Origin of the sequence: Curtobacterium sp. 24E2, from assembly GCF_016925595.1 — a bacterium.
GTDB lineage: Bacteria > Actinomycetota > Actinomycetes > Actinomycetales > Microbacteriaceae > Curtobacterium.
The window spans coordinates 2,498,539-2,524,188 of record NZ_CP068987.1 but is presented as its reverse complement, the minus strand read 5'-3'; the positions used below and the strand labels follow the sequence as shown (position 1 = coordinate 2,524,188).

General features: G+C 73.3%; 25 protein-coding genes and 2 pseudogenes. 14 read left to right on the top strand and 13 right to left on the bottom strand.

Features of this window, described 5'->3' with window-relative positions:
• Nucleotides 1-463: 463 nt before the first annotated feature.
• The 5 genes and pseudogenes from JN350_RS20945 to JN350_RS12450 all read left to right on the top strand — a co-directional run bounded on the left by JN350_RS20945 (nucleotide 464) and on the right by JN350_RS12450 (nucleotide 5,045).
• Nucleotides 464-940, top strand: a complete 477-nt coding sequence (locus JN350_RS20945; protein WP_461962986.1) for a glycosyltransferase — start codon at nucleotides 464-466, stop codon at nucleotides 938-940.
• Nucleotides 937-2,268, top strand: coding sequence for a glycosyltransferase (locus JN350_RS12465; RefSeq protein ID WP_205462414.1), 1,332 nt, complete (start codon nucleotides 937-939; stop codon nucleotides 2,266-2,268). Before JN350_RS20945 ends, JN350_RS12465 begins: the two co-directional genes overlap by 4 nt.
• A pseudogene (locus tag JN350_RS12460) lies at nucleotides 2,265-2,678 on the top strand (D-sedoheptulose-7-phosphate isomerase); the annotation flags it as partial. The gene JN350_RS12465 and the pseudogene JN350_RS12460, both read left to right, overlap by 4 nt.
• A 265-nt stretch (nucleotides 2,679-2,943) precedes the next feature.
• A complete protein-coding gene (locus tag JN350_RS12455; protein ID WP_205464452.1) occupies nucleotides 2,944-4,305 on the top strand; it encodes a PfkB family carbohydrate kinase in 1,362 nt (453 codons plus the stop codon).
• A gap of 35 nt (nucleotides 4,306-4,340) precedes the next feature.
• Entirely contained in the window at nucleotides 4,341-5,045 is a 705-nt protein-coding gene (locus tag JN350_RS12450; RefSeq protein WP_205462413.1) for an SDR family oxidoreductase, read from the top strand.
• A gap of 296 nt (nucleotides 5,046-5,341) precedes the next feature.
• Here the strand turns inward: JN350_RS12450 and JN350_RS19560 are convergent, their stop codons facing one another.
• Both JN350_RS19560 and JN350_RS19555 read right to left on the bottom strand, forming a co-directional pair.
• Nucleotides 5,342-5,989, bottom strand: coding sequence for a glycosyltransferase family 9 protein (locus JN350_RS19560; RefSeq protein WP_240347304.1), 648 nt, complete (start codon nucleotides 5,987-5,989; stop codon nucleotides 5,342-5,344).
• A complete protein-coding gene (locus JN350_RS19555) occupies nucleotides 5,949-6,437 on the bottom strand; it encodes a glycosyltransferase family protein (RefSeq protein WP_240347303.1) in 489 nt (162 codons plus the stop codon). The genes JN350_RS19560 and JN350_RS19555 overlap by 41 nt, the downstream gene beginning before the upstream one ends.
• A gap of 145 nt (nucleotides 6,438-6,582) precedes the next feature.
• Here JN350_RS19555 and JN350_RS12440 point away from each other — a divergent pair, with 145 nt between their 5' ends.
• The 6 genes and pseudogenes from JN350_RS12440 to JN350_RS12420 all read left to right on the top strand — a co-directional run bounded on the left by JN350_RS12440 (nucleotide 6,583) and on the right by JN350_RS12420 (nucleotide 12,238).
• On the top strand, nucleotides 6,583-7,998 hold the full coding sequence (locus JN350_RS12440; RefSeq protein WP_205462412.1) for an aldehyde dehydrogenase family protein: 1,416 nt from the start codon (nucleotides 6,583-6,585) through the stop codon (nucleotides 7,996-7,998).
• Nucleotides 7,995-9,530 carry a D-glycero-beta-D-manno-heptose 1-phosphate adenylyltransferase gene (gene rfaE2, locus JN350_RS12435; RefSeq protein ID WP_205462411.1) on the top strand — a complete coding sequence of 512 codons (1,536 nt, stop codon included), beginning with the start codon at nucleotides 7,995-7,997 and terminating at the stop codon, nucleotides 9,528-9,530. The genes JN350_RS12440 and rfaE2 overlap by 4 nt, the downstream gene beginning before the upstream one ends.
• Before the next feature lie 93 nt (nucleotides 9,531-9,623).
• Nucleotides 9,624-10,367 (top strand): DedA family protein, encoded by a 744-nt coding sequence (locus JN350_RS12430; RefSeq protein ID WP_205462410.1) that lies wholly within the window; start codon nucleotides 9,624-9,626, stop codon nucleotides 10,365-10,367.
• A complete protein-coding gene (locus JN350_RS19550; RefSeq protein ID WP_240347302.1) occupies nucleotides 10,364-10,765 on the top strand; it encodes a hypothetical protein in 402 nt (133 codons plus the stop codon). The genes JN350_RS12430 and JN350_RS19550 overlap by 4 nt, the downstream gene beginning before the upstream one ends.
• A pseudogene (locus tag JN350_RS20940) lies at nucleotides 10,762-11,538 on the top strand (sensor histidine kinase); the annotation flags it as partial. The gene JN350_RS19550 and the pseudogene JN350_RS20940, both read left to right, overlap by 4 nt.
• Before the next feature lie 37 nt (nucleotides 11,539-11,575).
• Entirely contained in the window at nucleotides 11,576-12,238 is a 663-nt protein-coding gene (locus tag JN350_RS12420; protein WP_205462409.1) for a response regulator, read from the top strand.
• Between the two features lie 175 nt (nucleotides 12,239-12,413).
• Here JN350_RS12420 and phoA read toward each other — a convergent pair whose 3' ends face one another.
• The 11 genes from phoA to JN350_RS12370 form a co-directional block, all read right to left on the bottom strand.
• Entirely contained in the window at nucleotides 12,414-14,120 is a 1,707-nt protein-coding gene (gene phoA, locus JN350_RS12415; RefSeq protein ID WP_205462408.1) for an alkaline phosphatase, read from the bottom strand.
• Between the two features lie 326 nt (nucleotides 14,121-14,446).
• A complete protein-coding gene (locus JN350_RS12410) occupies nucleotides 14,447-14,947 on the bottom strand; it encodes a Dps family protein (protein WP_111084072.1) in 501 nt (166 codons plus the stop codon).
• Between the two features lie 142 nt (nucleotides 14,948-15,089).
• Complete coding sequence (locus tag JN350_RS12405; protein WP_205462407.1) at nucleotides 15,090-15,503, bottom strand: SIP domain-containing protein; 414 nt, start codon at nucleotides 15,501-15,503, stop codon at nucleotides 15,090-15,092.
• Nucleotides 15,504-15,532: 29 nt separating this feature from the next.
• Entirely contained in the window at nucleotides 15,533-16,249 is a 717-nt protein-coding gene (locus JN350_RS12400) for a TetR/AcrR family transcriptional regulator (RefSeq protein ID WP_240347301.1), read from the bottom strand.
• Nucleotides 16,246-17,067 carry a CocE/NonD family hydrolase C-terminal non-catalytic domain-containing protein gene (locus tag JN350_RS19545; RefSeq protein ID WP_461964432.1) on the bottom strand — a complete coding sequence of 274 codons (822 nt, stop codon included), beginning with the start codon at nucleotides 17,065-17,067 and terminating at the stop codon, nucleotides 16,246-16,248. Before JN350_RS19545 ends, JN350_RS12400 begins: the two co-directional genes overlap by 4 nt.
• Nucleotides 16,983-18,302, bottom strand: a complete 1,320-nt coding sequence (locus JN350_RS19540) for a CocE/NonD family hydrolase (protein WP_461962979.1) — start codon at nucleotides 18,300-18,302, stop codon at nucleotides 16,983-16,985. Before JN350_RS19540 ends, JN350_RS19545 begins: the two co-directional genes overlap by 85 nt.
• Nucleotides 18,299-19,156: an ATP-binding cassette domain-containing protein gene (locus JN350_RS12390; RefSeq protein WP_240347299.1), complete on the bottom strand. Its 858-nt coding sequence runs from the start codon at nucleotides 19,154-19,156 to the stop codon at nucleotides 18,299-18,301. The genes JN350_RS19540 and JN350_RS12390 overlap by 4 nt, the downstream gene beginning before the upstream one ends.
• The gene (locus tag JN350_RS12385) at nucleotides 19,153-20,139 is read right to left on the bottom strand and encodes an ABC transporter ATP-binding protein (RefSeq protein WP_240347298.1); all 987 of its coding nucleotides are present in this window, start codon (nucleotides 20,137-20,139) and stop codon (nucleotides 19,153-19,155) included. Before JN350_RS12385 ends, JN350_RS12390 begins: the two co-directional genes overlap by 4 nt.
• On the bottom strand, nucleotides 20,136-21,020 hold the full coding sequence (locus JN350_RS12380) for an ABC transporter permease (protein ID WP_205462405.1): 885 nt from the start codon (nucleotides 21,018-21,020) through the stop codon (nucleotides 20,136-20,138). The genes JN350_RS12385 and JN350_RS12380 overlap by 4 nt, the downstream gene beginning before the upstream one ends.
• On the bottom strand, nucleotides 21,017-22,045 hold the full coding sequence (locus JN350_RS12375; protein WP_131880041.1) for an ABC transporter permease: 1,029 nt from the start codon (nucleotides 22,043-22,045) through the stop codon (nucleotides 21,017-21,019). Before JN350_RS12375 ends, JN350_RS12380 begins: the two co-directional genes overlap by 4 nt.
• Nucleotides 22,042-23,643, bottom strand: a complete 1,602-nt coding sequence (locus tag JN350_RS12370; RefSeq protein WP_205462404.1) for an ABC transporter substrate-binding protein — start codon at nucleotides 23,641-23,643, stop codon at nucleotides 22,042-22,044. The genes JN350_RS12375 and JN350_RS12370 overlap by 4 nt, the downstream gene beginning before the upstream one ends.
• Before the next feature lie 155 nt (nucleotides 23,644-23,798).
• On the opposite strand from JN350_RS12370, the gene JN350_RS12365 reads away from it, so the two are divergent.
• The 3 genes from JN350_RS12365 to JN350_RS12355 are packed head-to-tail and all read left to right on the top strand — an operon-like array spanning nucleotide 23,799 to nucleotide 25,485.
• A complete protein-coding gene (locus JN350_RS12365; protein WP_205462403.1) occupies nucleotides 23,799-24,392 on the top strand; it encodes a molybdopterin-dependent oxidoreductase in 594 nt (197 codons plus the stop codon).
• Nucleotides 24,389-25,216, top strand: coding sequence for a ferredoxin reductase (locus tag JN350_RS12360; protein ID WP_240347297.1), 828 nt, complete (start codon nucleotides 24,389-24,391; stop codon nucleotides 25,214-25,216). Before JN350_RS12365 ends, JN350_RS12360 begins: the two co-directional genes overlap by 4 nt.
• Entirely contained in the window at nucleotides 25,216-25,485 is a 270-nt protein-coding gene (locus tag JN350_RS12355; RefSeq protein ID WP_205462402.1) for a DUF6510 family protein, read from the top strand. The genes JN350_RS12360 and JN350_RS12355 overlap by 1 nt, the downstream gene beginning before the upstream one ends.
• Nucleotides 25,486-25,650 lie beyond the last annotated feature (165 nt).

The following is a 25,650-nucleotide window of genomic DNA, read 5'->3' as shown; positions in this document are numbered from 1 at the left end:
ACGACTACCTGATCCCGACCACGCCGGCGCGCGATGCCTGGGGCCTGGGACGTGGCGGGCGCGCCTGGCCGGCGTCCGCGATCGAGATCGACCCCGCCGACGTCGCCGACGCCGAGGTCGACGTGGTCGTCCTGCAACGCACCGAGGAGCTCGACGCGGCGAAGCGCCTGCTCGCCGGCCGCGACGTGCCGATCGTCTTCGTCGAGCACAACGCGCCCCGCGCCGGCGTGCCGAACAGCCTCCACCCGTTCCGCGACCGCGACGACCTGACCATCGCGCACGTCACGCACTGGAACGCGCTCATGTGGGACTGCGGCACCACGCGCACCACGGTCGTCGAACACGGCGTCGTCGACCCCGGCCCGCGCTACACCGGCTCGCTCGACCGCCTCGGCGTCGTCATCAACGAACCCGTCCGTCGGGACCGCGTCGTCGGCACCGACCTGCTCCCCGCTTCGCGACCGTGGCCCCCGTCGACGTCTGGGGCATGGGCACCGAACGGCTGCCGGAGCTCGGCTTCGGCGACGCCGTGGTCGCCCGCGGTGACGTGCCCTCGGACCCGATGCACACGGCACTCGCCGAACGCCGCGCGTACGTCCACCCGAACCGGTGGACCTCGCTCGGCCTGTCACTCCTCGAGGCGATGCACCTGGCGATGCCGGTCCTGGTGCTCGCGACGACGGACGCGGCCCGCACGGTGCCGGGCGAGGCCGGCGCGATCGCGACCGACGTCGAGGAGCTGGTGCGGGCCTCCCGGATCCTCATCGAGGACCCCGACGAAGCGCGCCGACGGGGCGCCGTGGCACGGGAGGCCGTGCTCGCACGGCACGCGCTCGGCCGTTTCACCGCCGACTGGGACGACCTGCTCGACGACACCGTGACCCGCGGTGCCGGACGCGACCGTGCGGCTGCCGCCACGTTCGAGGGGAGCCTCCGATGAAGATCGCGATGGTGTCGGAGCACGCGAGCCCGCTCGCCGTGCTGGGCGGTGTCGACGCCGGCGGACAGAACGTCCACGTGGCCGAACTGTCCGGGGCGCTCGCGGACCGCGGGCACCAGGTGACCGTCTACACGCGGCGCGACGACGCGTCCGCGCCGGTCCGGGTGCCGCTGCGTCCGGGCGTCGACGTCGTGCACGTCGACGCCGGTCCGGCGCGGCACGTGCCGAAGGACGAGCTGTTCCCCTTCATGGGGACGTTCGCGTCGGTGCTCGCCGCGGAGTGGTTCGTGGATCGACCCGACGTCGTGCACGCCCACTTCTGGATGTCCGGGCACGCGGCACTCGACGCCGTCGCCCAGGTGCAGGCCCGGACCGGCGGCACCCGCATCGCCGTCGCGCAGACCTTCCACGCGCTCGGCGTCGTCAAGCGTCGACACCAGGGCTCCGCGGACACGAGTCCCGCCGAGCGCGAGTGGCTCGAACCGGCCGTCGGACGGAGCGCCGACCAGGTCGTCGCGACGTGCTCCGACGAAGCCTTCGAACTCAAGGCCCTCGGCGTCCCCCTGCAGCGCATCTCCGTCGTCCCGTGCGGCGTCGACGTCGCGCTGTTCCGGCCCGACGGACCCGTCGAGGAGCGCGGCCGTCGGCAGCGGGTGCTCACCGTGTCGCGGCTGGTCCGTCGCAAGGGCGTCGGTACGACCATCGCCGCGCTCGCCGCACTGGTCGCCGAGGGGCGCGACGTCGAACTCGTGGTCGTCGGCGGTGCCGGCGTCGCCGGGGCCGACCTGGTGGACGACCCCGAGTACCAGCGGCTCGACGCGCTCGCGCGGTCGCTCGGGGTCCGTGACCACGTGACCTTCCGCGGACAGCTGGGGCAGCACGAGATGCCCGCCGTGTACCGGAGCGCCGACGTCGTGGTCTGCGCACCCTGGTACGAGCCGTTCGGCATCGTCCCGCTCGAGGCGATGGCCTGCGGTCGACCCGTCGTCGCGTCGAGCGTCGGTGGGCTCATCGACACCGTCGTCGAGGACGGCACGGGCCTGCACGTCCCGCCGCGCGACGAGGCCGAGGTCGCCGCTGCCGTCGGCGCCCTGCTCGACGACCCGGACCGCCGCGAGGCCCTCGGACGCGCCGGCCGTGCACGTGCGGAATCGCGGTACACGTGGCAGAAGGTCGCCGCGGACAGCGAGCGCGTCTACGAGCGGCTCCTCGCCGGTGCGATCGCCGTGGCCGCACCGACCACCACGGCGGGTGCGCCGCAGCGCCCCGCCACCCACGCCGGACGGGTCCCGCGTGCCGCACAGCCGACCGAGAGGACCGCCCGATGACCATCGACCAGCAGCCCGGCATCGACGAGCACACGACCGCGAGTGCACGCATCGTGCTCGACCACGTCGCCGCCGCGGTCCCCGTGATCGCCTCCCTCGTCGACCACCGAGACCACATCGCCGCCTGGGCCGACGACATCGCGGCCCGGCTCGTCGCCGGGCGCCGCCTGCTCGCGGCGGGCAACGGCGGGTCGGCCGCCGAGGCGCAGCACCTGACCTCGGAGCTCACCGGACGGTTCGACGGCGACCGCCCCGCCTACTCCGCGATCTCGCTGCACGCGGAGACCTCGGCCGTCACGGCGATCGGCAACGACTACGGCTTCGACCAGGTCTTTGCCCGGCAGGTGTCGGCGCACGCCCGGGCGGGTGACGTCGTCGTCCTGCTGTCGACGAGCGGCAAGAGCCCGAACCTGCTCCGCGCCGCCGAGGCCGCCCGTGCCGTCGGCGCCCGGACGATCGCGATGACCGGTCCGCGGCCGAACCCCTCGCCGAGGCGGTGGACGACGCGGTCTGCATCGCGGGGCCGTCCGCCAACGTGCAGGAGGCGCAGCTGGTGCTCGTGCACGCCCTGTGCCGGGCGATGGAGCCCGCACTGCGCCGCGGGGTCCGACGATGACGCCGCAGCAGCCGGCAGCGCAGCGACCGGCCGCGCCGGACCGCGCTGCGGGTCGACGCCTGCGCATCGTCGTCGTCGGCGACACCCTGCTCGACGTCGACGTGGCCGGCACCAGCGATCGGCTCAGCCCGGACGCGCCCGTGCCCGTGGTCGACGTCACGACCGACGACCGCCGCGCCGGGGGTGCCGGACTCGTCGCCACGATGCTGGTGCGCGACGGACACGACGTCACCCTGGTCACCGTCCTGGGCGACGACACCCGCGCGCAGGAGCTCCGCGACCTGCTCCCCGACGTCACCGTGGTGGCCGGGCCCTCCGGTGCCCCGACGCCGGTGAAGACCCGCGTGCGCGTCGTCGACCACGCGCTGGTCCGGATCGACGAGGGCTGTGCCACTCCGCCCGTGCCCGAGACCACCGACGCCATGACGGCCGCCCTCGACGACGTCGACGCGATCGTCGTCGCCGACTACGGCCGCGGGGTCGCCGCCGCTCCGGCGCTGCGGGAGGCCCTCGCGCGCGTCGCCGAGCACACCCCCGTGGTCTGGGACCCGCACCCGAAGGGCGCCGCACCCGTGCCCGGGATCACCGTGGCCACCCCGAACGCCGCCGAAGCCCGCCGGTTCACCGACGTCGAGGGCCACGGCGTGCCCTTCGCGACCGTGGCCGCGGCGGCCCTCGTCGAGCAGTGGGGCGTCGGCGCCGTCGCGGTGACGCTCGGTGACCGCGGAGCACTCCTCGCCGACGACCGTTCGGACAGCCGCTTCGTGCCGGCGCCCTCCGTCACCGCCGGCGACCCGTGCGGCGCCGGCGACCGGTTGGCGGCCGGTGTCGCCGTCGCGCTGGCCTCCGGCGCCGACGTGGCCGAGGCGCTCGCCGCCGGTGTCCTCGCGGCGTCCGAGTACCTCGCCGCGGGCGGGGTCACCGCGCTCTTCGCCGCCGACGTCCCCGCGCCGCTCCCCGGCGCCGACCGCGACGCCCTGCGCACCGTCCACGACGTCCGGGGCGCCGGCGGTACCGTCGTCGCGACCGGCGGCTGCTTCGACCTGCTGCACGCCGGGCACGCCCGCACCCTGTCCGCGGCGCGGGCACTCGGCGACTGCCTGGTCGTGTGCCTCAACTCCGACAGCTCGGTGCGAGCGCTCAAGGGTCCGGACCGGCCGATCATGACCCAGGACGACCGCGTCGAACTGCTGCTCGCCCTGGACTGCGTCGACGCCGTCGTGGTGTTCGACGAGCACACCCCCGACGAGGCGCTCCGCCGCTTCCGCCCGGACGTCTGGGCGAAGGGCGGCGACTACACCGCGAGCGAGCTGCCCGAGGCCGCGACCCTCGCCGAGTGGGGCGGACGCGTCGTCACCGTCCCGTTCCACCCCGGCCGCTCGACGACCCGGCTCGCCGCAGCGCTCGAACACGTCGGCTGAGTCCGACGGATCCACGCCCCTACGGAAGGAAGTCCATGCCCGTCCCCACCACCCCCATCGGCCGCGTGCTCGTCACCGGCGGCGCCTCCGGACTCGGCGCAGCGGTCGTCGCCGCGGTCGTCGATGCCGGCGGCACCCCGATCGTCCTCGACCTGCGCGTCGACGCGGTGTCCGAGGGCATCGACGCCGTGGCCGTCGACGTGTCCGACACGGACGCGGTCGAGCAGGCGGTCCGCCAGGCGGCCGAGCGTCACGACGGACTCGACGCGGTCGTGACCGCCGCGGGGATCGACACCCCGGCACCGATCGACGCGATCTCCTCCGGCAACTGGGAGAAGATCGTCGCGGTCAACTTGATCGGCACCGCCTCGGTCGTCCGCGCCGCTCTGCCCGCCCTCGAGGCGGCGCACGGCCGCGTCGTGACGATCTCGTCCTCGCTCGCCCTGCGCGGCGTCGGCGACGGCACCGCCTACTCGGCGTCGAAGTTCGGTGTCCGCGGCTTCTCGCAGGCCCTGGCCGCCGAGACCGCCGGCCGCATCGGTGTCACCAACGTGATCCCGGCCGGCATGCGCACGAATTTCTTCGCCGACCGCACCGAGCAGTACAAGCCGGGTCCGGACGCGCAGCTCATCGAGCCGGAGTACGTCGCGAACGCGATCCTCTTCGCGCTGTCGCAGCCGGCCGGCTGCGAGATCCGGGAGCTGTCGATCATGCCCGCGACGGAGCCGAGCTGGCCGTAGGCGCTCGCTGCGCGCCGCGCCTCCGCCTGGTGCGAGGTTGATCACTCGGTGCGGGGACGGAGACCTGCACGGAGTGGTCAACCTCGCACCGCGCGTTGGTCGTCGCCACGGGGCGGACGGGAGGCGCATGCCGGATTGGCACCGTGCCTCCCGTCCGGCGGTGGACCGGACCACCCCGCCGAAGCGACAGATCTCCGCGGCGCCGGTCCGTCCCTGCCGCGAACGCGACGGTTCCGCGCGGAACGTTCGCGGCAGACTGTCGCTTTCCGGATCCGGGCGGGACCAGCGCGCCGCGGTCAGACGGTGCGGAGCAGGTCGGCGACGTCGTCGAGAACCCGCTGCGGGTCGACCTCGTCGACGTAGGACGGGTCGTGCGCGCAGCGCTCGGCCGTCCACCCCACCTGCGTGACGTCGATCCCGCAGACCGGGCAGCGCGTCACGTAGGACAGGTGCACGCGGTGACGCCCGCGGTCGAACGGCCCGGCGTTGACGACGTTGCCGAACCAGAACACGCCGACCGTGGGGGTCCCGACGGCGACCGCCAGGTGCCGCGGGCCGGAGTCGTCGCCGACCATGACGTCGGCGGCGGCGAGCACGGCGGGGAGCTCGCGGAGCGGCACGGCGCCGGTCAGGTCGTGCACGCGTCCGGCGAGGTCGGCGGGCAGCGCGTCGACGATGGCGGTCGACGCCGGTACGTCGGATGCGTCGCCGACGAGCACCACGTCGTCCCCGGCGGCGAGCCGGACACGGGCGACCTCGGCGAAGCGCGAGGGGCTCCATCGGCGGCGCGGATCCGTCGCGCCGGGGTGGATCGCCAGGAGCCGGATGCCGTCCCCGCGACGCCCAGCCGCTCGCGGACCGCCGATCGCTCGTCGTCGGACACGCGCACCCGCGGGTCGAGCGTCACGGGGCGGCCCCCGCGAGCGACACGACCTCGAGGGCACGCAGGACCTCGTGCTGGTAGTAGACGTAGCGCACCCAGCGCTCGAGGACCTCGGCGTCCTCGGTTGCGGTGCCGACGGTGTGCCGGGCGCCGAGCCGGAGCAGGAACGGGTTCGAGTTGCGGCCACCACCGTGCAACTGCACCGCGAGGTCGAACCGGCCCCACAGCCGACCGAAGAAGTCCTCGGCATCGGGAGCGTCGTCGCCGGAGTCGCGGACACCCGGTGCGACCGGGAGTTCCTCGAAGGCGTGCACGGCGTCCGTCCGGCCGCGCAGGACCGCTGCCGCGGCGGGCGTGCCGAGGAGCGTGACACGCGCGTCCGGGTAGGCCGCGGCGAGGGCTTCGAGGGCTGGCACGGCGAACATCAGGTCGCCGAGGCCTCCACCGCGGAGCACCGCGATCTCGGTCACGCCGTCGAACCGCTCTCCACCCACACCGATCTGCTGCACGCCTCTCGTCTACCGGTCGGATGCCGGTGGGACGTCCAGCACCGGGCGGCTGACGGCCACCGATGGACACGAAGCGCGGAATCGAGTCGGCACACAGCGGTGTCCGAGCACCGTCTGACCCCCGTACGCCCTCCGGAAGGACACCATGACGATCGCACCCGCTGCTGCCGACGCCGCCACGGACCTGGTGGTGACCGACCCCGTCGACGGCACGGTCGCGTCGACCGTGCCCCGGGCCTCCGAAGCCGACGTCCGCGATGCGGTCGCTCGCGCCCGGGCAGCTGCCGGCTCCTGGGCCCGCACCGCCCCGGCCGAGCGCGGGGCGCTGCTGCACGCGGCTGCCGAGCACGTCCGCGCGCACGCGCAGGAGCTCGCCGACCTGAACACCCGCGAGACCGGCAAGGTGCCGGGTGACGCACTCGGTGGGGTCGAGGCCGGGGTCGGGACGCTCGTGCAGTACGCCGAGCTCGGACCGGTGCACCGCGGCGAGGCCCTGCGCGGGCAGTTCGGGGCGGCCGACTGGGCCGTCCCGCACCCCCGCGGGGTCGTGCTCGCCCTGACGCCGTGGAACGACCCGGTCGCCGTGGCCTGCGGCATCCTCGGTGCCGCGATCGTGACGGGCAACACCGTGGTGCACAAGGGCAGCGAGCGGTCCCCCGCCACCATCGCGCGCCTGAACGCCCTGCTCGCCGACGTCCTGCCCGACGGCGTGCTCGTCGGCGTGGACGGGGACGGGGCCACCGGCGAACTGTTGCTCGCCCAGGACGGCATCGACGTGTACGCGCACGTCGGGTCCACCGCGACCGGTGACCGGCTGTCCGAGATCGCCGTCGCGACCCGTGCCCACGTGGTCCGTGAGAACGGCGGGAACGACGCGGTCGTCGTCGACGCCGACGTCGACCCGCAGTGGGCCGCCGCCCAGGTGGCGCTCGGCGCGTTCGCGAACACCGGGCAGATCTGCACCAGCGTCGAGCGCGTCTACGTGCACCGCGCCGTCGCCGAGCCCTTCGTCGCCGCCCTCGTGGCCGAGGCGGAGCGCCGCACCGCCGCGCCCGCGACGACCTACGGTCCGCTGGTCGACGACCGGCTGCGCAGCACGGTGCAGTCCCACGTCGACGACGCCCTGCAGCGCGGTGCTGCGGCACGGACCGGTGGGGTCACCCCGGACGGTGCCGGGTCGTTCTACCCGGCGACCGTGCTCACCGACTGCACCGACGACATGCTCGTGATGACCGAGGAGACCTTCGGTCCGATCGCGCCGGTCCGCGTCGTCGACGACTTCGACGAGGGGCTCCGGCTCGCCGCCGCCGACCGGTACGGTCTGGCCGCCACCGTCCTGACGAACGACACCGGTCACGCCCTGCGCGCCGCCGCGGAACTGCCGGTCGGCACCGTCAAGGTCAACGCGGTGTTCGGCGGGGCACCGGGCGGCAGCGCCCAGCCGCGCCGTGCCTCCGGAGCGGGCTTCGGGTACGGCCCGCACCTGCTCGACGAGATGACCACCACCACGGTCGTGCACCTCGAACCCGCCCCCGCACGCACGGCCGGCGGCACGCGATGAGCGTCGACGTCCGGCTCGTCCGCGACGTGGTCGCCACGATCGACGACCGCGAACCACTCGTCGTCGTGATCGGCGACTGCATCCTCGACCGGTGGACCGTGGGCGAGGCCGAGCGGGTCTCGCGCGAGGCCCCTGCACCCGTCGTCCGGGTCACCGAGACCGTCGCGGTGCCCGGCGGCGCGGCGAACACCGCGGTGAACGCCCGCGCGCTCGGTGCCCGTGTCCGGATCGTCGGACTCATCGGCGACGACGACGCCGGCGACGTCCTGCGCGAACGGCTCGAGGCCGCGGGCGTCGACACCACGTTCCTGGTCGAGATCACCGGGGCGCGCACCACCACGAAGTCCCGCGTGGTGGGCGGCGACCGGGTCGTGGTCCGGGTCGACGACCTGGCCGGCACCCCGACCGCCGACCACAACGAGCGGTTGGCACGTGCCGTCGCCCGAGCCGTTCGATGCGCCGACGCCGCGGTCGTCTGCGACTACGGACTCGGCGTCCGTGCCGAGGACGTCGTCCCGGTGCTCGACCGCGACCGCCCCGGGTCGATCGTCGTCGACGCACACGACCTGCCCCGCTGGGCGTCGTTGCGACCCGACCTCGTCACGCCGAACGCCGGCGAGACCGCAGCACTGCTCGGACGCGACCTCGGGACCGGCGCCGACCGGGTGGCCGCCGTCCTGGGCGCACGAGCCGACGTCCTCGCACGGACCGGTGCCCGCGCCGCCGTCGTCACGCTCGACCGGGACGGCACCGTGCTGCTCGAGCCCGACACGGACGAGGGCTTCCGCACCCGAGCGGTGCCGGCCTCCGAGCAGCAGGCGTCCGGCGCCGGGGACACGTTCTGCGCCGCAGCGACGGTGGCACTCGCGGTAGACGCGTCCGTCCGCGACGCCGTCTCCGTTGCCCAGGCCGCCGCGGACGTCGTCGTCCGCGAGGCCGGGACGTCGGTCTGCAGCGCCGCCGCCCTGCTCGACTCGGTGACGGCACCGGCAGCCACCGTCGTCGACCACGAGGAACTCGCGGCCGCAGTGGAACGGGCCCGTCAGGTCGGTCGGCGCGTGGTGTTCACGAACGGCTGCTTCGACGTCGTGCACCGTGGGCACACGACGTACCTGCGCCAGGCCCGAGACCTCGGCGACCTGCTCGTCGTCGCGTTGAACGACGACGACTCGGTGCGGCGGCTGAAAGGCCCGGAACGTCCGATCAACCCGGCCGAGGACCGCGCCGGGGTGATTGCCGCCCTGGCCTGCGTCGACCTGGTGACGGTGTTCGCGACCGACACCCCGATCCCGCTCATCGAACGGCTGCGCCCCGAGGTCTACGTCAAGGGCGGCGACTACTCGCCCGAGATGCTCCGCGAGACGGCGGTCGTGCGCGGGTACGGCGGCGAGGTGGTGATGGTCGACTACGTCCCCGAGCACTCCACGACGGCCGTGGTCCGACGCATCCGCGACGCCGCGGCCGCGTCGGCAGCGACCGCAGCCGGGCCCGACCCCGAGGGGACCACGGACGGAAAGGTCATACCGCAGTAGGGGGTCGTCGAGACCCCGGCGGGATGGCAGCGCCCCGGGCGCTCCGTAGCGTCGAACCCGTCGACGAGGTCCGTCGGCGGAGGGAGCGTCGCCGTGTTCGACCAGATCACCCCGTTCGTCGTCGAGTTGGCTGCGAGTCCGCTCGTCTACGTCCTGCTCGTCGCCCTGTGCTTCGTCGACGGCTTCTTCCCGCCGGTCCCGAGTGAGTCGGCCCTCGTCGCCGTCGCCGCCATCGCCGCGACGTCCGGCCAGCCCGTCCTGGCCGGGGTGCTGGCGGCCGCCGCGGTGGGGGCGATCGCGGGTGACTCGGTGGCGTACTGGATCGGCCGCCGGATCGGACTCGCGCGCCTGGCGCAGTCCCGGCGACCGCGGATCGCGGCGGCGTTCGCGTTCGCCGAACGTCAGATGCAGCGCCGGTCCGCCAGCCTGATCCTGGTCGGCCGCTACATCCCCGTCGGCCGGGTCGCGGTGAACACGACCGCCGGCGCGACACGGCTGCCCTACCGTCGCTTCCTCGCCATCAGTGCGATCGCCGGGACGGCGTGGTCCGCGACGTCGGTCGGGATCGCCCTGGCCGCGTCGCAGGTGCTGCACGAGCCGCTCGTCGCCGCCCTGGTGTCGATGGTGGTCGCGGGCGGCCTCGGCATCGCGGTCGACCGGGTCATCGGTACCATCAGCCGCAGGCGCGAGGCCCGTACCGCACGAGCGGCCGCCGCGATCGCACCCACGACCGGCGTGCCCGCGACCGACGTGCCCACCCCGGGCACCGCACCCGTCGCACACGCCCCGTCCGCCACACCCCGCATCGTCCCCACCGGAGAGATCGTCCGACCGTGACCACCGCCCTGCTCCGCCCGCGACCGACCTGGCTGCCGCTGGCGACCCGGATCGCACTCGTGGTCGCGGTGGTGTCCCTGTTCAGCGTCGCCGCCCCGGTGACCTCGGTGTACTACGCCGTCGCGGTCCCGCTCTCCCTGCTCGTGTCGGCGGTGCTCGCGGTCAGCATCGGCATCGCCCCGTTCGTCCCCCGCACCGCCGCCGCCGCCCACCTGGTCGGACTCGTCGCGCTCGGCCTGCTCACCGCCCCGGTCGAGACGAGCCCCTGGCCGATCCCGGTCACCGGCATCATCGGCCTGAGCGTCCTGCTCGTCGTGCTCGGGGTCCGCTCGACCTGGCGGCTGACCGCGGTCGTCTGGGCCGTCGCAGCCGTCCTCCCCTGCTGCTGGTCGCCGTGACGCCGGGCCGCTGGGACCAGCCCGCCGTCTGGGCGACGAGCTTCGTCGTGTCCGCCGGCGACACGCTCCTGGTCGCCGCCGCCGCCGTCGTCGTCGGACAGCGCCGCAGCATCCGCCAGGAGCTCGTCGCCGCCCGCCGCGACGCCGAGCTCGAGCAGGCCCGGCGCCGCACCGTCGAGGAGCGCTCCCGGATCGCCCGCGAGCTGCACGACGTCGTCGCGCACAGCATGTCCGTCGTGCACATGCAGGCGGAGTCGGCTCCGTACCGGGTGGCCGACCTGCCGCAGGAGGCCCGCGCCGAGTTCGCCGCGATCGCCGAGACCTCGCGCACCGCGCTGCGCGAGATGCGTCAGCTGCTCGGCACCCTGCGCGGGGACACCGCCGCCGAACGCGCGCCGCAGCCGGACCTCGCCGACCTGCCCACGCTCGCGCAGGCCACGCGCGCCGCCGGCATCCCCGTGGAGCTCGACGTCGACGTCGCCGACGACGTCGACCGGCTCGCACAGCTCACCGTCTACCGGGTCGTGCAGGAGGCGCTCGGCAACGTCGCCCGGCACGCGCCCGGCGCGTCCACCGTCGTGACGGTCAGGAGGCTCGACACGCGTCTCCGGGTCGAGGTCGCCAACACCGCTCCACCCGCTGGCACCGTGCCGGCCGCTCCACCCGACGACGGTGGCTTCGGCCTGGCCGGGATGCGCGAGCGGGTGACGGCGCTCGACGGCACGATCGACCACGGCCCCGTGGCGGACGGGGGCTTCGCGGTCGTGGTGACCCTGCCCGTCCGCGTGCCGGCAGCCGACGGGGAAGCCGATGACGCGGGTGATGGTGGTGGACGACCAGCAGATGTTCCGCATGGGACTGCGGGCGATCCTCCAGGCACAGGACGACGTCGAGGTCGTCGGCGAGGCTGCGAACGGTGCCGAGGCGGTGGTCGCGGCGATCCGGCTGCAGCCGGACGTGATCCTGATGGACGTCCGGATGCCGGAACTCGACGGGATCGAGGCGACCCGACGGATCACGGCGGCGCCGACGGACCGACCCGTCCGCGTGGTCATGCTGACGACGTTCGACATCGACGACTACGTGTTCGACGCCCTGCGGGCCGGGGCGAGCGGTTTCCTGCTCAAGGACGCGAGTGCCGACGAGCTCGTCGCCGCGGTGCGCACGGTGGCCGCGGGCGAGGCACTGCTCGCGCCGCGCGTGACCCGGCACCTGGTCGAGGCGTTCGTCGCCGGACCGGTCACCGCCGCTGGGCGCCCCGAGGTGCTCGACGTCCTGACCGACCGGGAGCGCGACGTGTTCCTGCTCATGGCGCGCGGGCGGTCGAACGGCGAGATCGCGGGCGACCTGTTCATCGCGGAGCAGACCGTCAAGACCCACGTGGGGCGGGTGCTGGCGAAGTTGCAGTTGCGCGACCGGGTGCACGCCGTGGTGCTGGCGTACGAGGCCGGCCTGGTCCGCCCGTCCGCCTGACGCGGCCCGCCGCTCACCGGCCCCGCTCGCGCGCCGCGCCGCTCACGTCCGCCGAGGTTCCGAGATCTGCGCACCCGGCGTGCCCAGATGCGCATCCGCGGAACCTCGGCGTCGACCTGGCGGCGTGTCGGGCGACCTCGCGCCGCCCGACCTCGTGCCGCGCAGCACGCTCCGATCAGCGCAGGCGCACCCGCACCGTCGCCTCGGTGCCGGACTGCACGCCGGTGAACGTCACCGTCGTTGTACCCCGTTCGGCTCTCCACCGGGTGGCAGCCGTGCCGTCCACGACGTCCACCGTGCCGAGGTCAGCACCTCCGACGCGCACCCGGACCTGGCGGTCTCCGGCGAACCGGCTGCCCGTCAGGGTGACCCGCTCACCGCGGTGCGGCGAACGATCGGACAGGTCGACCCGGGCACCACGGCTCAGCGCGGCGAGGTCGTCGTTCAACCGCAGCCCCTCCGAGACGGTGGAGAACGTGTCGGTCTGGTCGGTCAGGCCGACCACGTTCGCCGCCCCGGGACCGTAGGCCGCGATCCGGACCTGCGTTCCGGTGTGCTGCTGGGAGGAGCCGGCACCTGCCGTGCCGTAGGAGACCTTCATCGTGGCACCGTCCGCGGTGCGCAGGGCGGTGGACAGCGAGGTCGGCGGCGTGCCGTCGACGATCTGGCTCGAGTGGGCGTGGTCCGCCGTCGCGATGACGAGGGTGTTGCCGTCCCGCTTCGCGAACGCGAGCGCGGACTGCACGGCTTCGTCGAAGTCGATCGTCTCACCGATCTGGCCGCAGGCGTCGGCCGCGTGGTCCTGCTTGTCGATGCTCGCGCCCTCGACCTGCAGGAAGAAGCCCTTGCTGTGCTTGCCGCGGTCGCGGTCGCGGTCGCGGTCCAGCAGGGCGATCGACTTGTCCGTCAGCGACTGCAGCGACAGGTCGGTCGACAACCGCGCCGGGTTCGCCTGGCAGGTCACCGGTGCCTGGTCGGCCCCGCCGACGGTGGCCGTCGTGGGCGCGTACCGGGTCGGGAAGTTGCCGGGCGTGAACAGCCCGAGCAGCGGCTTCGCCTGGTCCGCTCGGCGCACCCCGGTGAGACCGGCTGCGTCGGAGACGACCTGGTACCCACGGTCGGCTGCCTGGTCGAACAGCGTCTCACCCTGCCACTGACCGGCCTTGGCGGTCTGCGAGAAGCTCGCCGAGCCGCCGCCGAGGGTGACGTCTGGGCGTGCGCCGAGCAGCTGCTCGCTGATCGAGCCGAGGCCACCGTTCTGCAGCGCGTCGGTGCCGCACGAGGCGGTGTCCGGTCCGTAGCAGGAGCGAGCGCCGACGTGCGCGACCTGGACGGCCGGGGTGGCGTCCTGGATCTCGGCGGTCGAGACGTTGCCGGTCCGGAGGCCGTTCGCCTTCGCGAGTTCCAGGAGCGTCTGCTGCGGCGCGCCGTCCTGGTCGACGGAGATGGCGCCGTCGTAGGTCTTGGTGCCGGTCGCCCAGGCGCTGCCCGAGGCCGCGGAGTCGGTGACGTAGTCCGGCTTGCCCTTGTCCGCACCGTCCTTGGTGAGCGAGTAGGTCGTGTACGAGCCCGTCAGCGGAAGCGCGTCGAGGCCCGGCAGCCGGCCCGCGGCCCCGTACTGGTAGTTGCGCGCGATGGTGATCTCGGAGTCGCCCATCCCGTCGCCGATGAGCAGGATGACGTTCTTCGCGCCGGCTCGCACGATGGCCTGCTGGACCGACCGGGTCTGGTCGCCGGCTGCGCGCTGTGCGCCGCCGTGCTGATCGAGCGCGAGCTGCCCGACGGCCTCGGCGGTGCCGGGCAGTGCGATCGCGCCGGCGATCAGGACGGCGCCGAGTGTCAACGCCGCGCGGCCGCGGCGTCTCGGAGTGTGGTGTTCCATGTCGGTTCCCCTCGTCGTGTGCCCCGAACGGGTGCCATCCGAGGATGGCCTGTGCGGAGGTACAGGCGGGTGAACCGGCGGCATCGGCCAGGTGAACGTGGTGCCCCCGCCGCGCCGCTCACCTCCCCTGAGGTTCCGAGATCTGCACATCTCGCGCGCCGGAACGTCGGTTCGTGGAACCTCGGCGTCGCGCCGGCGGCGTGTCGCCCAGCCGCGCCCAGTCGCGCACGGGGTCGACGCGGGTCGCGGTGGGCAGACGCGACGACAGACGGACGGGAGGCCCGGTGCCAGCTGGCACCGGGCCTCCCGTCAGGGGTGGTCGCGACTCAGGCGGCGAGGTGCGCCTGCAGGAACCAACGGTCCTTCGTCAGACCGCGCTCGATCTCGATGACGACGTCCTGGCTGTTGAGGTCGACCTCGTCGAGACCCTCGACGGCGCGACGGACCTGCAGCAGGGCCGCGTCGATCTGGGCGATGACCTCGGTGATGGTGACGTCGGAGTTCTGGAAGCCCTGCGACAGCGGCGGCAGCGTCGTGTTGGCGGCGACGGTCGCGATGCGCGAGTCGACCGGCAGGCCGAGGGCGACGATGCGCTCCGCGGCGGTGTCGGCGTAGGCCTGGGCGTGCTCAACGATGTCGTCGAGGAGCTCGTGCACACCGACGAAGTTGCGGCCGCGGACGTGCCAGTGCGCCTGCTTGCCGTTGACGACGAGTGCCTCGAGGTCGATCACGACGGGGGCGAGGAACTGTGCCACTCCGGCGGCGAGCTCCGGCGTCGTCGAGAACGGGGACGTGGTGGTCGTGGTGCTGGTGGTGGTCGTGGTCATGTCTGAACCTCCTGCGTCGTGGTCACACCGGATCGCTGGGCCTGTCCTGACCAGTTCGGTGCTGCCGATGGACACAACCATGCCCGCTTCTCTTGTATGCCGCAAGGAAGCGGAGGCTGCCCTTACCGGCAGCCAGCAGCGGTCAGCCGACGAGCGTGTCGAAGCCGGCGTCGCTCAGCTCGATCTGGACGGCGGAGCGCGCACGCTCGACCCAGGGGCTGTCGGTGCACCCGATCCAGACGCTCGTGCGCGGCTCGCACTCGGCGACGCACCACTCGGCCGCCCAGCCGGTCAGGGCGTGTGCGAGGGCCTCGCCGTGGTCGGCGAAGACGAGTGGCGACACCGCCGAGGCGCGGGCACTGCGGACCAGCCACGTCACCGTCACCCGGGGCGGTGCGGGCAGGATGCGGATCTGCTCGTCGAGGGCGACCTCGACGAAGACCTGTCCGTACGCGTTCTCCGGCAGGTCTTCGAGCTGACGGCGGATCTCCGGCAGGTCCTCGACGCCGCCGGCGATGAGGATGCGTTCGCTGGGCTGTCGCCGGGTCCGTGCCATGCTGCAACGGTAAGGCAAGCCTTACCTCATCACAAGGGCTGCTGGCCGGTTCCGGCGATCTCCACAGCCGGCACTCCGAGTTCGTGCGCCAGGAACGTCCACATCCACGACAGCGCGACGGTGTGTGTGAGCCCGGGGACGCCCTGGGCGATCTGCGTCGCGACACCGTCGCTGTAGGCCGCGAGCTTCAGGGCCACGGTGTCCGGTTCGATCGGTCCGGCGCCGCCCGGGAACGTGCCGGCGTCGGCACCGCGGCGGATCACGCGGACCAGACAGGCCTCCCAGACGCGGATCCGTTCGGCGTACTCGGCGGCCACCTCGGGCCGGCGGGCGACCGCGGTCCAGTAGTCGGACCAGATCCGCCAGTGCTGCCGGACCTGTTCGGTGTCGTCGAACAACGGCGCGACGAGCATCCGCAGCGCCTCGACGGGGTCGGACTCGGCGTCGACGGCGATGACGATCGCCCCGTAGAAGCGCTCCGTCTCGAGCACGACGACCTCGTTGAGGATCTCCGCCACGCTGCCGAAGTGGTACGTCACGGTGCCGACGGACACCCCGGCCTCGGCGGCGATGTCCCGCAGGCCCGTCGCGCCGACGCCGTTCCGGACGATCACGGCACGGGCGGCCGCGACGATCATCGCGCGCCGGACCGCGGGACGCTGCCGGATGCGCGGCGACGAGCCCGCCGCCGGGCCCGCTGCGGCGCCCGCGGTCGCGCCCGGCGCAGCCCCCGCCGCGCCGGTCACGCCGAGGTCCTCGGGACGTCGTCGGTGAAGGTCTGCTCGGTGACCAGCACCTCCGGGACGTCCGGGCCGCCGTCGCGGGCCCAGGCCCGCACGGTGTTCACGACGTGGAAGGCCTCGGCGTCCGCGGTGACCTCCGAGGACGTCTCGAGCCGTGCCGACCACTCCGGCTTTTCCAGGCCGATCGCCCAGCGCGACGATGCCACGGCCGAGTTCGGGTCGTCCGACCGGATGCGGTACGTCTCGCGGGCGTCCTCGCTGAAGACGAGCCCGTCGGGGTAGACCCGTCCGCCGCCGTACCCGGGGTCGACGTCGAGGGTCCACTCGCCCGTCTCGACGTCGTGCGTGACGGTGCGCTGGGGCAGCTGCTCGGTCGGTGCCACGCGCTCGATCGCGAGCGGCGTCGACCGCTCGGGCTCGTCGAAGCGCACGTCGTCGTCGGTGTCGCGCGTCCAGACCGGCAGGCACACCTCGGACGCCGTCGGGTCGATCGTGACGGTGGCCTCGGTGCCGTGCGGCCAGACCCAGGGCCAGTACGACGACGACACCGCGATCCGCAGGCGGTGCCCGGCGGCGAACCGGTGACCGGTCGCGACGAGCTGCACCGGCAGGGACGCCGGTTCGCCGGGGACCAGCGGGTCGCCCCGGTCCATGCCGTCCCGCTTCGCCGCGTTCAGCACCCCGCGCGTGACGAGGGTCGACGAGCCGTCCGGCGCGACGTCGCACAACCGCACCGTCAGGGTGGCGCGGGGCTGGTCGCTCGTGACCGACAGGGTGACGAGCGCGTTGCCGAGCAGGTCGAACGCCTTGCCGACGGGCAGGTCGAAGCAGACGGAGCGGCCGTCCTCGGCACGCTGGTCGGGTGGCAGGTCGGTCGCGTTGCCGAACGGGAAGAAGCGTCCGGCGTCGGCGCCGGTGTGCTGCGGCGACCGGACGACGACCGGACCGTCCTCGCCGCCGCGCAGCGTCGCGAGGGCAGCGCGCGCCGGTGCGTCGCCGCCGAGGGCCACGCCTCGGCGCCCACCCACCGGCCCCGTCGCGACGGGTAGTACGTCGCCGGGGCTTCGCCCTCGTTGATCCAGGCGCGGAGCGCGGGGTCCGCTTCCACGCCGGTGTCGATCCCGCGGAGCCACCGGTCCCACCAGCGCAGCGTCTCCTGCAGGAACCCGATCGACGGTCCGGGTGCGAGTCCGCGGTCCGGGTACTGGTGCGACCACGGCCCGACGATGCCCTTCACCGGGGACTGCACGTTCGACACCAGTCGGAGCACGGCGTCGCGGTACGGGTCCGCCCAGCCGCCGACGGCGAGGACCGCTGCGCCGATGGTGCCGTAGTCCTCGGCGGCGCTGCCGTGCCGCCAGTAGTCATCGCGCTCCTGGTGCGCGAGCCACACCGGCGTCATCGGGCGGTTCGACTCCAGCCGCTCGCGCCACCGGTCGACCCAGTCCGTGCCGACGACCTCGGGCCGCGGCGGCCGCGAGTTGAACGCGAACATCGTCGCGCCCCACGCCGCCATGTCGATGCCGAGCACCGCTCCGCCGACGTAGTGCACGTCGTTGTCGTACCGGTCGTCCGTCGAGCACACCGTGACGATGGCCTTGAGCGCCGCGGGGGCGCGCGCTGCCAGCTGCAGGGCGTTGAACCCGCCCCACGAGATGCCGAACATGCCGACGGCGCCGGTCGACCACTCCTGCTCGGCGAGCCAGGCGATCACGGCCTCACCGTCGCGGAGCTCCTGCTCGCTGTACTCGTCGTCGAAGAAGCCGTCCGACGAGCCGCTGCCCCGGATGTCGACCCGCACCGACGCGTACCCGTGCTGGGCGTACCAGGGGTGCCGCTCGGAGTCGCGCGGCGCGGTCCAGTCGTCGAGCCGGTACGGCAGGTACTCGAGCAGCACCGGCACCGGACCGTCGGGCGACGCCGGCGACCAGATCCGGGTGTGCAGCCGGACGCCGTCGGGCATCGGGATCCACTCGTCGCGGACGGTCACGCCGTCCGGCAGCGAGTCCGTCGCGCCGATGGCGGTGAAGGTGGCGGCAGTGGTCCGGTCGCTCATGCGTCCTCCCAGTTGCGGGTGCGGTGTCCGTCGCCGTGGTCGTCCCATCCCTCGCTGTGCCGCCAGCGCGGCACACCGTCGCCGACGTCGGGCAGCTCGGTGCTGCCCGGTTCGAGGGTCGCGGCCAGCAAGGTCGACGTGTACGGGTGGTTCGGGCCGGTGAAGACCCGCTCGGTCGGTCCGATCTCGACGATCCGGCCGCCGGTCATCACGGCGACCCGGTCGGCCACACCCCGGACGACGGCCAGGTCGTGGCTGATGAACAGGCAACTGAGCCCGCGCGAACGCTGCAGGTCGGCGAGGAGCGCGAGGATCCCGGCCTGCACCTGCACGTCGAGCGCGGTGGTGATCTCGTCGGCGATCACGAGGCGCGGCTCGGCGGCGAGGGCCCGGGCGATGCCGACGCGCTGTCGCTGCCCACCGGAAAGCTGCGCCGGCAGCCGGTCGGCGAACTCCGGGCCGAGGCCGACCCGGGTGAGCAGCTCGCCGACACGCTGCCGCGAGGACGTGCCCGTGAACAGCTTGAGCGGTCGCCCGATCGCCGCGCCCACGGTGCGCCGCGGGTTGAGCGACGTGTCGGCGTTCTGGAACACGAGCTGCACCGCACGACGAAGCTCCGGGGACCGTCCGGCGATCGGCTCGCGCAGGTCGCCGCTCACGGTCCCGTCGTCGAACGCGAACGTGCCCGACTCGGCCGGCACCAGGCCGGCGAGGGCCGTCGCGAGCGTCGACTTGCCGCTTCCGGACTCCCCCACGACCGCGAGCGTCTCACGCGGCGCGATCGTGAAGGACACGCCGTCGACGGCGGCCGGCAGGCCGCGTCCGTAGCGGATCACCAGGTCCTCGGCGGTCACCACGGGACGGACGAGCGGTTCGGGAGGAACGGTTCGGCCGGCCGTGGAGGCGACCGTCGACGAGACGGTCGCCCTCTCGGGCACGCGCCCCGATCCTCCCCCATCGGCACGGCCGTCTCGCCGCTGGCGCGTCGATCCGGAACCGGCGACGTGGGCCCAGGCCGTCGCCCGTCCGGCACCGCGGCCAGCAGGGCACGCGTGTACTCGTGCTGCGGGGCGGCGAAGAGCGCCGCCGTGGCGGCGTGCTCGACGATCTCGCCGTCGCGCATGACGGCGATCTCGTCCGCCATCGCGGACACGACTCCGAGGTCGTGGCTGACGAGCAGGACGGCCATGCCGAGCTGCCGGCCGAGGTCCGCGATCAGGTCGAGGACGGCGGCCTGGGTGACGACGTCGAGCGCCGTCGTGGGCTCGTCGAGCACGAGCACCCGCGGGCGGGCGGCGACGGCCATCGCGATGGCGATGCGCTGCTGCTGCCCGCCGGAGAGCTGGTGCGGGTACCGGCGGACGATCGCATCGGGGTCTGGCAGCCGGACCAACCGGACCAGCTCGGCGACGCGCTCGGGGCCGTCGGGTTCGCGGTGGGCGCGCAGGGCCTCGCGGATCTGCTCGCCGACGCGCATCGACGGGGTGAGCGCCTGGCCGGCGTTCTGCGCGACGACGGAGGCGACGCCGCCGCGGAGCTCGCGGCGGCCGGACGTCGAGAGCGCGAACACGTCGTCGCCGCCGACGCGGACCGAGCCGCCGACGATCGTCGAGCCCGCCCGGAGGTGCGCGAGCAGGGTCCGGGCGACGGTGGATTTGCCGCTGCCGGACTCGCCGACGAGGCCGAGGGTGCGGCCCGCGGCGATCGCGAAGGAGACGCCGCGCACCACGGGCACCAGGCGTTTGCCGGCTGCGTAGGAGATCGCGAGGTCGTCGACACGGACGATGGGGTCCGTCGCGGTCGCCGGTGCGGCCGGTGCGGTGTCGGTGTGCGTCATGCGCTCACTCCCTTCGTGGCGCGGTCGACGCCGAGCGACTTGCTCAGACCGTCGGCGGCGAGGTTGAGCCCGATCACCAGGGTCGCCAGGGCGACGATCGGTGCGAGCGTGCCGAGCGGCACCACGGTCAGCGCCGTTCGGTTCTCCTGCACCATCAGCCCCCAATCCGGCGTCGGTGGGTTGGCGCCGAAGCCGAGGAAGGACAGCGACGCGACGAGCAGCACGATCCACGAGGCCCGCATGGCGTACTCGACGAGCACCACGTCGAGGACGTTCGGCAGGATCTCGCGGAACACGATCGACAGCGCGCGTTCACCCCGGGCCCGGGCGGCCGTCACGTAGTCCTGCGTGATGACGGTGCGGGCGGCACCGCGGACGACGCGGGTCACGGCGGGCGCGTAGACGACGGTGACGGCGAGGACGATGACCCAGAGCCCGGCGTCGAAGACGGTGACGACGACGAGCAGGGCGAGGATCGACGGCACGCTGAGCAGGGCGTCGACGACGCGCATGACGGCCTCGTCGAACCAGTTGTCCGCGTACGCCGTGATGCAGCCGAGCACCGTGCCGACCGCGACCGCGATCGTCGTGGCGAGGAACGTCACGAGCAGGGCGTACCGGCCGCCGTTCAGCGTCCGCGACAGCACGTCACGGCCGTACTGGTCGGTGCCGAGCCAGTGCGTCCAGGTCGGGCCGGCGAGGACGTCACCGGCGTTGGTGGACACCGGGTCGTGGCCGGCGATGACCGGTGCCAGCAGGGCGAGCACGACGTGCAGGGCGATGAGGCCGAGGCCGATGCTCAGCGCCGTCGAGCCGCGCAGGGGCGCGAGGGCACCGGCGAGGACGACGCGTCCGGGGCGGCGAGTGGCGGTGGCGGTCATGCGGCGGCCTTCCTGGTGCTGCGCGTGGTGCGGGTGCGCGTGCGCGGTCGCCGCTGGCGGGTCCGCAGCTTCGGGTCGAGGGCGAGTGCCACGAGGTCGGCGGCGAGGTTGCAGACGACGTAGATGACGGCGCTCAGGAGCGCGATCGCCTCGATCGTCGGCAGGTCGCGGTTGAAGACCGACTCGAGCATGAGCTTGCCCATGCCCGGGTAGTTGAAGACGTTCTCGACGACGACGACACCGCCGAGCAGCCAGGCGACGTTGAGCGCGACGACGTTCAGCGTCGGCAGCAGCGCGCTCGGAACCGCGTGCTTCCAGACCACGCGACGCATCGTCAGGCCCTTGAGCTCCGCCGTGGTGACGAACTCGGACGCCATCACGTCGATGGTCGAGGAGCGGGCGGTGCGCACGATGTAGGCGGCCATCGCCAGGGTGAGCACGATGATCGGCAGCCAGATCGTCGGCAGGAGTTCGCCGACCGTGGCGTCGCTGCCCCGCAGCACGACGGCGGGGAAGACCGGCAGGCCGATCGCGAAGAGCAGCACGAGCACGGTCGCGACCATGAACTCGGGCACGCTCATCACGACGAGACTGACGATCGAGATCACCTTGTCGGACGGGCGACCCCGACGGACCCCGGCGAGGACGCCGAGCGTCAGGGACACCGTGACGCCGACGAGCATGGCGGGCACGGCGATGAGCATGCTGTTGCGGAAGGCGGTGAACAGCGTCGGCGCGACGGCCTCGCCGCTGACGAGCGAGGTGCCGAAGTCGCCGTGCACCGCGCCACCGAGCCACTGCAGGTAGCGGAGCCACACGTTCTGGTCGAGGCCGAGGGTCTCGCGCAGCTGCTTCACCGCGTCCGGGGTGGCGTTCTGGCCGAGGAGCTGCTGCGCGACGTCGCCGGGCAGTGCCTGCACGGCCAGGAACACGAAGAGCGAGGCGAGCACGACCGTGAGCACGGCGATGCCGACCCGGCGGAGGACGGGGACGAGGACGTCCGACGGGGTGTTCTTGGTCGTCATCGGCGCAGTCCGATCCGGAGGTAGTCGAACTCGAAGCCGTACTCCGAGTAGTTCACGACGTCGCGGGACAGCCCCACGAGCCGGTCGCCGAACATCGGGGTCATGTCGGCCCCGTCCTCGACCACGAGCCGCTGGGCGTCCTGGTAGAGCGTCAGCCGCTTGGCGTCGTCCATCTCGGCGCGGGCGTCGTCGAGCAACCCGTCGAAGGTCTCGTTCGACCACGCGCTCTCGTTGTAGGACGAGCCCGTGCGGAAGATCTGGTTGAGGAGCTGGTCGATCGGCCGGCCGGTGAACCAGTAGCTCACCATGAGCGGCTTCTGCATCCAGATCTGCGTGTAGTACGAGTCCGAGCTCGCGTTGCGGACGGTCAGGCGGATGCCCGCGTCGGCGACGGCGTCACGGTAGGCGACCGCCATCGGCGTGAACACCGACTCGTAACTCGACGTGTAGATCGAGGTCCGGAACCCCTCGTGACCGGCCTGCTTGAGCAGTGCCTTCGCCTTGTCCGGGTCGTACTCGCGGTGGTCGTCGACGAACGCGGCGAGCTGCGGCGGGACGGGGTTGTCCCACCCGGGCGAGCCGGTGCCCTGCAGGGCGGTGTCGACGATCTGCTGCGGGTCGTAGGCGAGCTTCATCGCCTGGCGGACCCGCGGGTCGCGGAACTCGTCGCTCGTGGCGAGCATCGGGATCGTGTACCACTGGGCGTTCTTCGACCGGGCGACGGTGGCGCGGTCGGAGGCCGACACCACCCGAGCGGTCGCGAAGTCCAGGTTCGTCTGCGAGATCAGGTCGATCTGGCCGGCGAGGAGCGCGTTCACCCGGGCGGTGGTGTCCTGGATCGAGTAGAAGTCGATGCCGTCCAGCGCGGGACGCCCGGCGAAGTGGTCCTCGAACGCCTCGACGCTGCCGGCGCCGGCGGGGGTGAACGCGGAGAGCCGGAACGGCCCCGTCCCGATCCCGGTGCGGCCGATGTCGGCGATCGCGGCCGCCGGCACGATGTAGCACTGGTACGCGGTGAGCAGCGACGGGAACTCGGCGTTCGGCTTGGTCAGCGAGAAGCGCAGCGTGTACGGGTCGGTCGCACGCATCGAGTCGGCGTCCATCACCTCGCCGAGGACCCCGGCCTGCGGGCTGCCGGTCTTCTCGTCGAGGATGTGCCGGATGCTCGCGATGGCGTCGTCCGCGGTGAAGCGGCTGCCGTCGTGGAAGGTGACGCCACGGCGGAGCGAGAACGTCCACTCGGTGCCGTCGGCGTTCGCGGACCACTCCTCGGCGAGGTCGGGCACGGTGGTGCCCTGTTCGTCGAGCTTGACGAGCCGGTTGTAGAGCGCGCCGAGGTACTCGTACGCCGACAGCGAGCTGGCGGAGTCGAGGGTCTCGGCGGCCGAGGCGGCCGGGCGCGCGATGCGCAGGCGACCGCCGCGTCGGGCGAGGCCGGTGGCTGCCGCCTCGGGGATCGTGGGGGTGCCGGCGTTCGCGCCGGAGCTGCACCCCGTGAGGGTGAGCAGGCCGAGGCCGGCGAGACCGGCGGCGCCGGTGAGGAGCGCTCGGCGGCTCGGGCCGCGGGCGTTCCGGTGTTCGGGGACGATGGGCTGCATTCGGGGTGGCCCCTCCTGTAATCGTTCCGGTGAACGATAGAGGGAGACCGGCGATCCCCCAACTCCTGCTCCTCGTCCGTCCGAGTGTTTACGAACTCGTTACACGGGCGCCGCAGGCACGGAGCATGATCGGACCATCCCGTCCGAGGAGGATCATGGCGACGTTCACCAGGGGGTTCGGTGGCCGTCGGGCCGACCGCGACGACACCCGCATCCCGCCCGGCCAGACCCTCGTGCGCGACTGGCCGGTGCTGTCAGCCGGTGCCACGCCCGACGTCGATCCGGCGTCGTGGAGCTTCTCGATCCGCACCGAGAACGGTGTGCACACCTGGACCTGGGACGAGGTGCACGCGCTCGGCGTCGAGGACGTCACCGTCGACATCCACTGCGTCACCCACTGGACCAAGCTCGACATGCCCTGGCGCGGCGTCCCCCTCGACCGCCTCTTCGAGGACGTCGACACGTCGCTCGACTACTGCATGGTGCACAGCACCGGCGGCTACACGACGAACGTGCCGCTCGACGAGCTGCTGGACGGCAAGGCGTGGATCGCGTTCGAGGCCGACGGTGAACCGCTCGAGCCCGAACACGGCGGTCCGGCGCGCCTGCTGGTGCCGCACCTCTACTTCTGGAAGAGCGCGAAGTGGGTGAGCGGGATCGTCATGCAGGCGGACGACGAGCCGGGCTTCTGGGAGAACGCGGGCTACAACCTGCACGGCGACCCGTGGAAGGAAGAGCGGTACTGGTGACGGTTCCCGACACCGACGTGTCCGCCGACGTGTCCACGGATCCGTCCACCGACCTGGAGGCCCGGATCGAGCCCGCCGGTCGGCCCACGCCCCGCAGACGGCCGGCCTGGCACCCTGCGACGGTCGCCTCGGTCCAGCGCGAGACCCCGAACGCCCGCCGGGTCGTCCTCGACGTCCCGACCTGGCCGGGGAACGACCCGGGCCAGCACCTGGACCTGCGGCTCACGGCCGAGGACGGCTACCAGGCGTCCCGCTCGTACTCGATCGCCTCGTCGGGTGAGCGGACCGACGTCGTGCTCGCCGTCGACCGCGTCGAGGGTGGCGAGGTGTCCCCGTTCCTGGTCGACGCGGTCGAGGTCGGCGACGCGCTCGAGGTGCACGGGCCGCTCGGCGGCTGGTTCGTGTGGCACCCCAGCGCGTCCACGCGTCCGGTGCAGCTGATCGCCGGCGGCTCGGGGATCGTGCCACTCGTCGCCATGGTCACCGCGCACGCCGATGCCGGAGACCCCGCACCGTTCCGGTTGCTCGTCGCCGTCCGGACGCCGGACGACGTCTTCTTCCGAGCCGAACTCGACCGTGCCGTCGCTTCCGACGCGCCGCTCGACGTGACCACCGTGTACAGCCGGATCGCTCCACCCGGGTCCGCCGTGCCCGCGGGACGGCTGACCCGCGATGCACTCGCCGCCGCGGTCTTCCCACCCGACGCCGGGGCGGTCGTGTACGTGTGCGGCTCGACGCCCTTCGTCGAGCAGGTGCTCCGCTGGCTCGCCGACCTCGGGCACGACACCACCGACGTCCGTGCCGAACGGTTCGGGGGCAGCTGATGACGGTCGTCGACGGCAACGCGCTCGCGGGGGTCCTGTCCGAGGTGCTCGGCCCGGAGCCGACCGTGGCGGTCCTCTGCTGCGCAGGGTGCGGGGGCCGCGGATCGGTCGCACGCACCGCCGTGTACTGCTCGGCGATGGGCTCCGTCGCCCGGTGCCGGACGTGCGACACCGTGCTCGTCACGGTGGTCGAGGCCGGCTCCGCGCGCTGGATCGGCCTCCTCGGTACCCGTGCCGCGCTGATTCCACTACCCGAGGATCGCGGCTAGCGCAATCACTGACTGCATCTCCTGCGGAGTTCTTGCGGTTTTCCGCATGCCCCGAACTGGGGTCCAATCCGACCGCGACGATGCTCCGGATGACTCTTCGGGACATCGCTGGGCCACCCACCCGGCGTCTCCACTCGGGGCAGTGCGGCCTCTGCGTCCGGTGGG

What these genes read in the sequence shown, in the direction of transcription:
- JN350_RS19540 (WP_461962979.1), bottom strand. Translation starts at nt 18,302, where the DNA reads ATGAGCGACCGGACCACTGCCGCCACCTTCACCGCCATCGGCGCGACG.
- JN350_RS12410 (WP_111084072.1), bottom strand. Translation starts at nt 14,947, where the DNA reads ATGACCACGACCACCACCAGCACCACGACCACCACGTCCCCGTTCTCG.
- JN350_RS12365 (WP_205462403.1), top strand. Translation starts at nt 23,799, where the DNA reads ATGGCGACGTTCACCAGGGGGTTCGGTGGCCGTCGGGCCGACCGCGAC.
- JN350_RS12380 (WP_205462405.1), bottom strand. Translation starts at nt 21,020, where the DNA reads ATGACCGCCACCGCCACTCGCCGCCCCGGACGCGTCGTCCTCGCCGGT.
- JN350_RS12465 (WP_205462414.1), top strand. Translation starts at nt 937, where the DNA reads ATGAAGATCGCGATGGTGTCGGAGCACGCGAGCCCGCTCGCCGTGCTG.
- JN350_RS12355 (WP_205462402.1), top strand. Translation starts at nt 25,216, where the DNA reads ATGACGGTCGTCGACGGCAACGCGCTCGCGGGGGTCCTGTCCGAGGTG.
- JN350_RS12450 (WP_205462413.1), top strand. Translation starts at nt 4,341, where the DNA reads ATGCCCGTCCCCACCACCCCCATCGGCCGCGTGCTCGTCACCGGCGGC.
- JN350_RS12385 (WP_240347298.1), bottom strand. Translation starts at nt 20,139, where the DNA reads ATGACGCACACCGACACCGCACCGGCCGCACCGGCGACCGCGACGGAC.
- rfaE2 (WP_205462411.1), top strand. Translation starts at nt 7,995, where the DNA reads ATGAGCGTCGACGTCCGGCTCGTCCGCGACGTGGTCGCCACGATCGAC.
- JN350_RS12375 (WP_131880041.1), bottom strand. Translation starts at nt 22,045, where the DNA reads ATGACGACCAAGAACACCCCGTCGGACGTCCTCGTCCCCGTCCTCCGC.
- JN350_RS12440 (WP_205462412.1), top strand. Translation starts at nt 6,583, where the DNA reads ATGACGATCGCACCCGCTGCTGCCGACGCCGCCACGGACCTGGTGGTG.
- JN350_RS12420 (WP_205462409.1), top strand. Translation starts at nt 11,576, where the DNA reads ATGACGCGGGTGATGGTGGTGGACGACCAGCAGATGTTCCGCATGGGA.
- JN350_RS12370 (WP_205462404.1), bottom strand. Translation starts at nt 23,643, where the DNA reads ATGCAGCCCATCGTCCCCGAACACCGGAACGCCCGCGGCCCGAGCCGC.
- phoA (WP_205462408.1), bottom strand. Translation starts at nt 14,120, where the DNA reads ATGGAACACCACACTCCGAGACGCCGCGGCCGCGCGGCGTTGACACTC.
- JN350_RS12405 (WP_205462407.1), bottom strand. Translation starts at nt 15,503, where the DNA reads ATGGCACGGACCCGGCGACAGCCCAGCGAACGCATCCTCATCGCCGGC.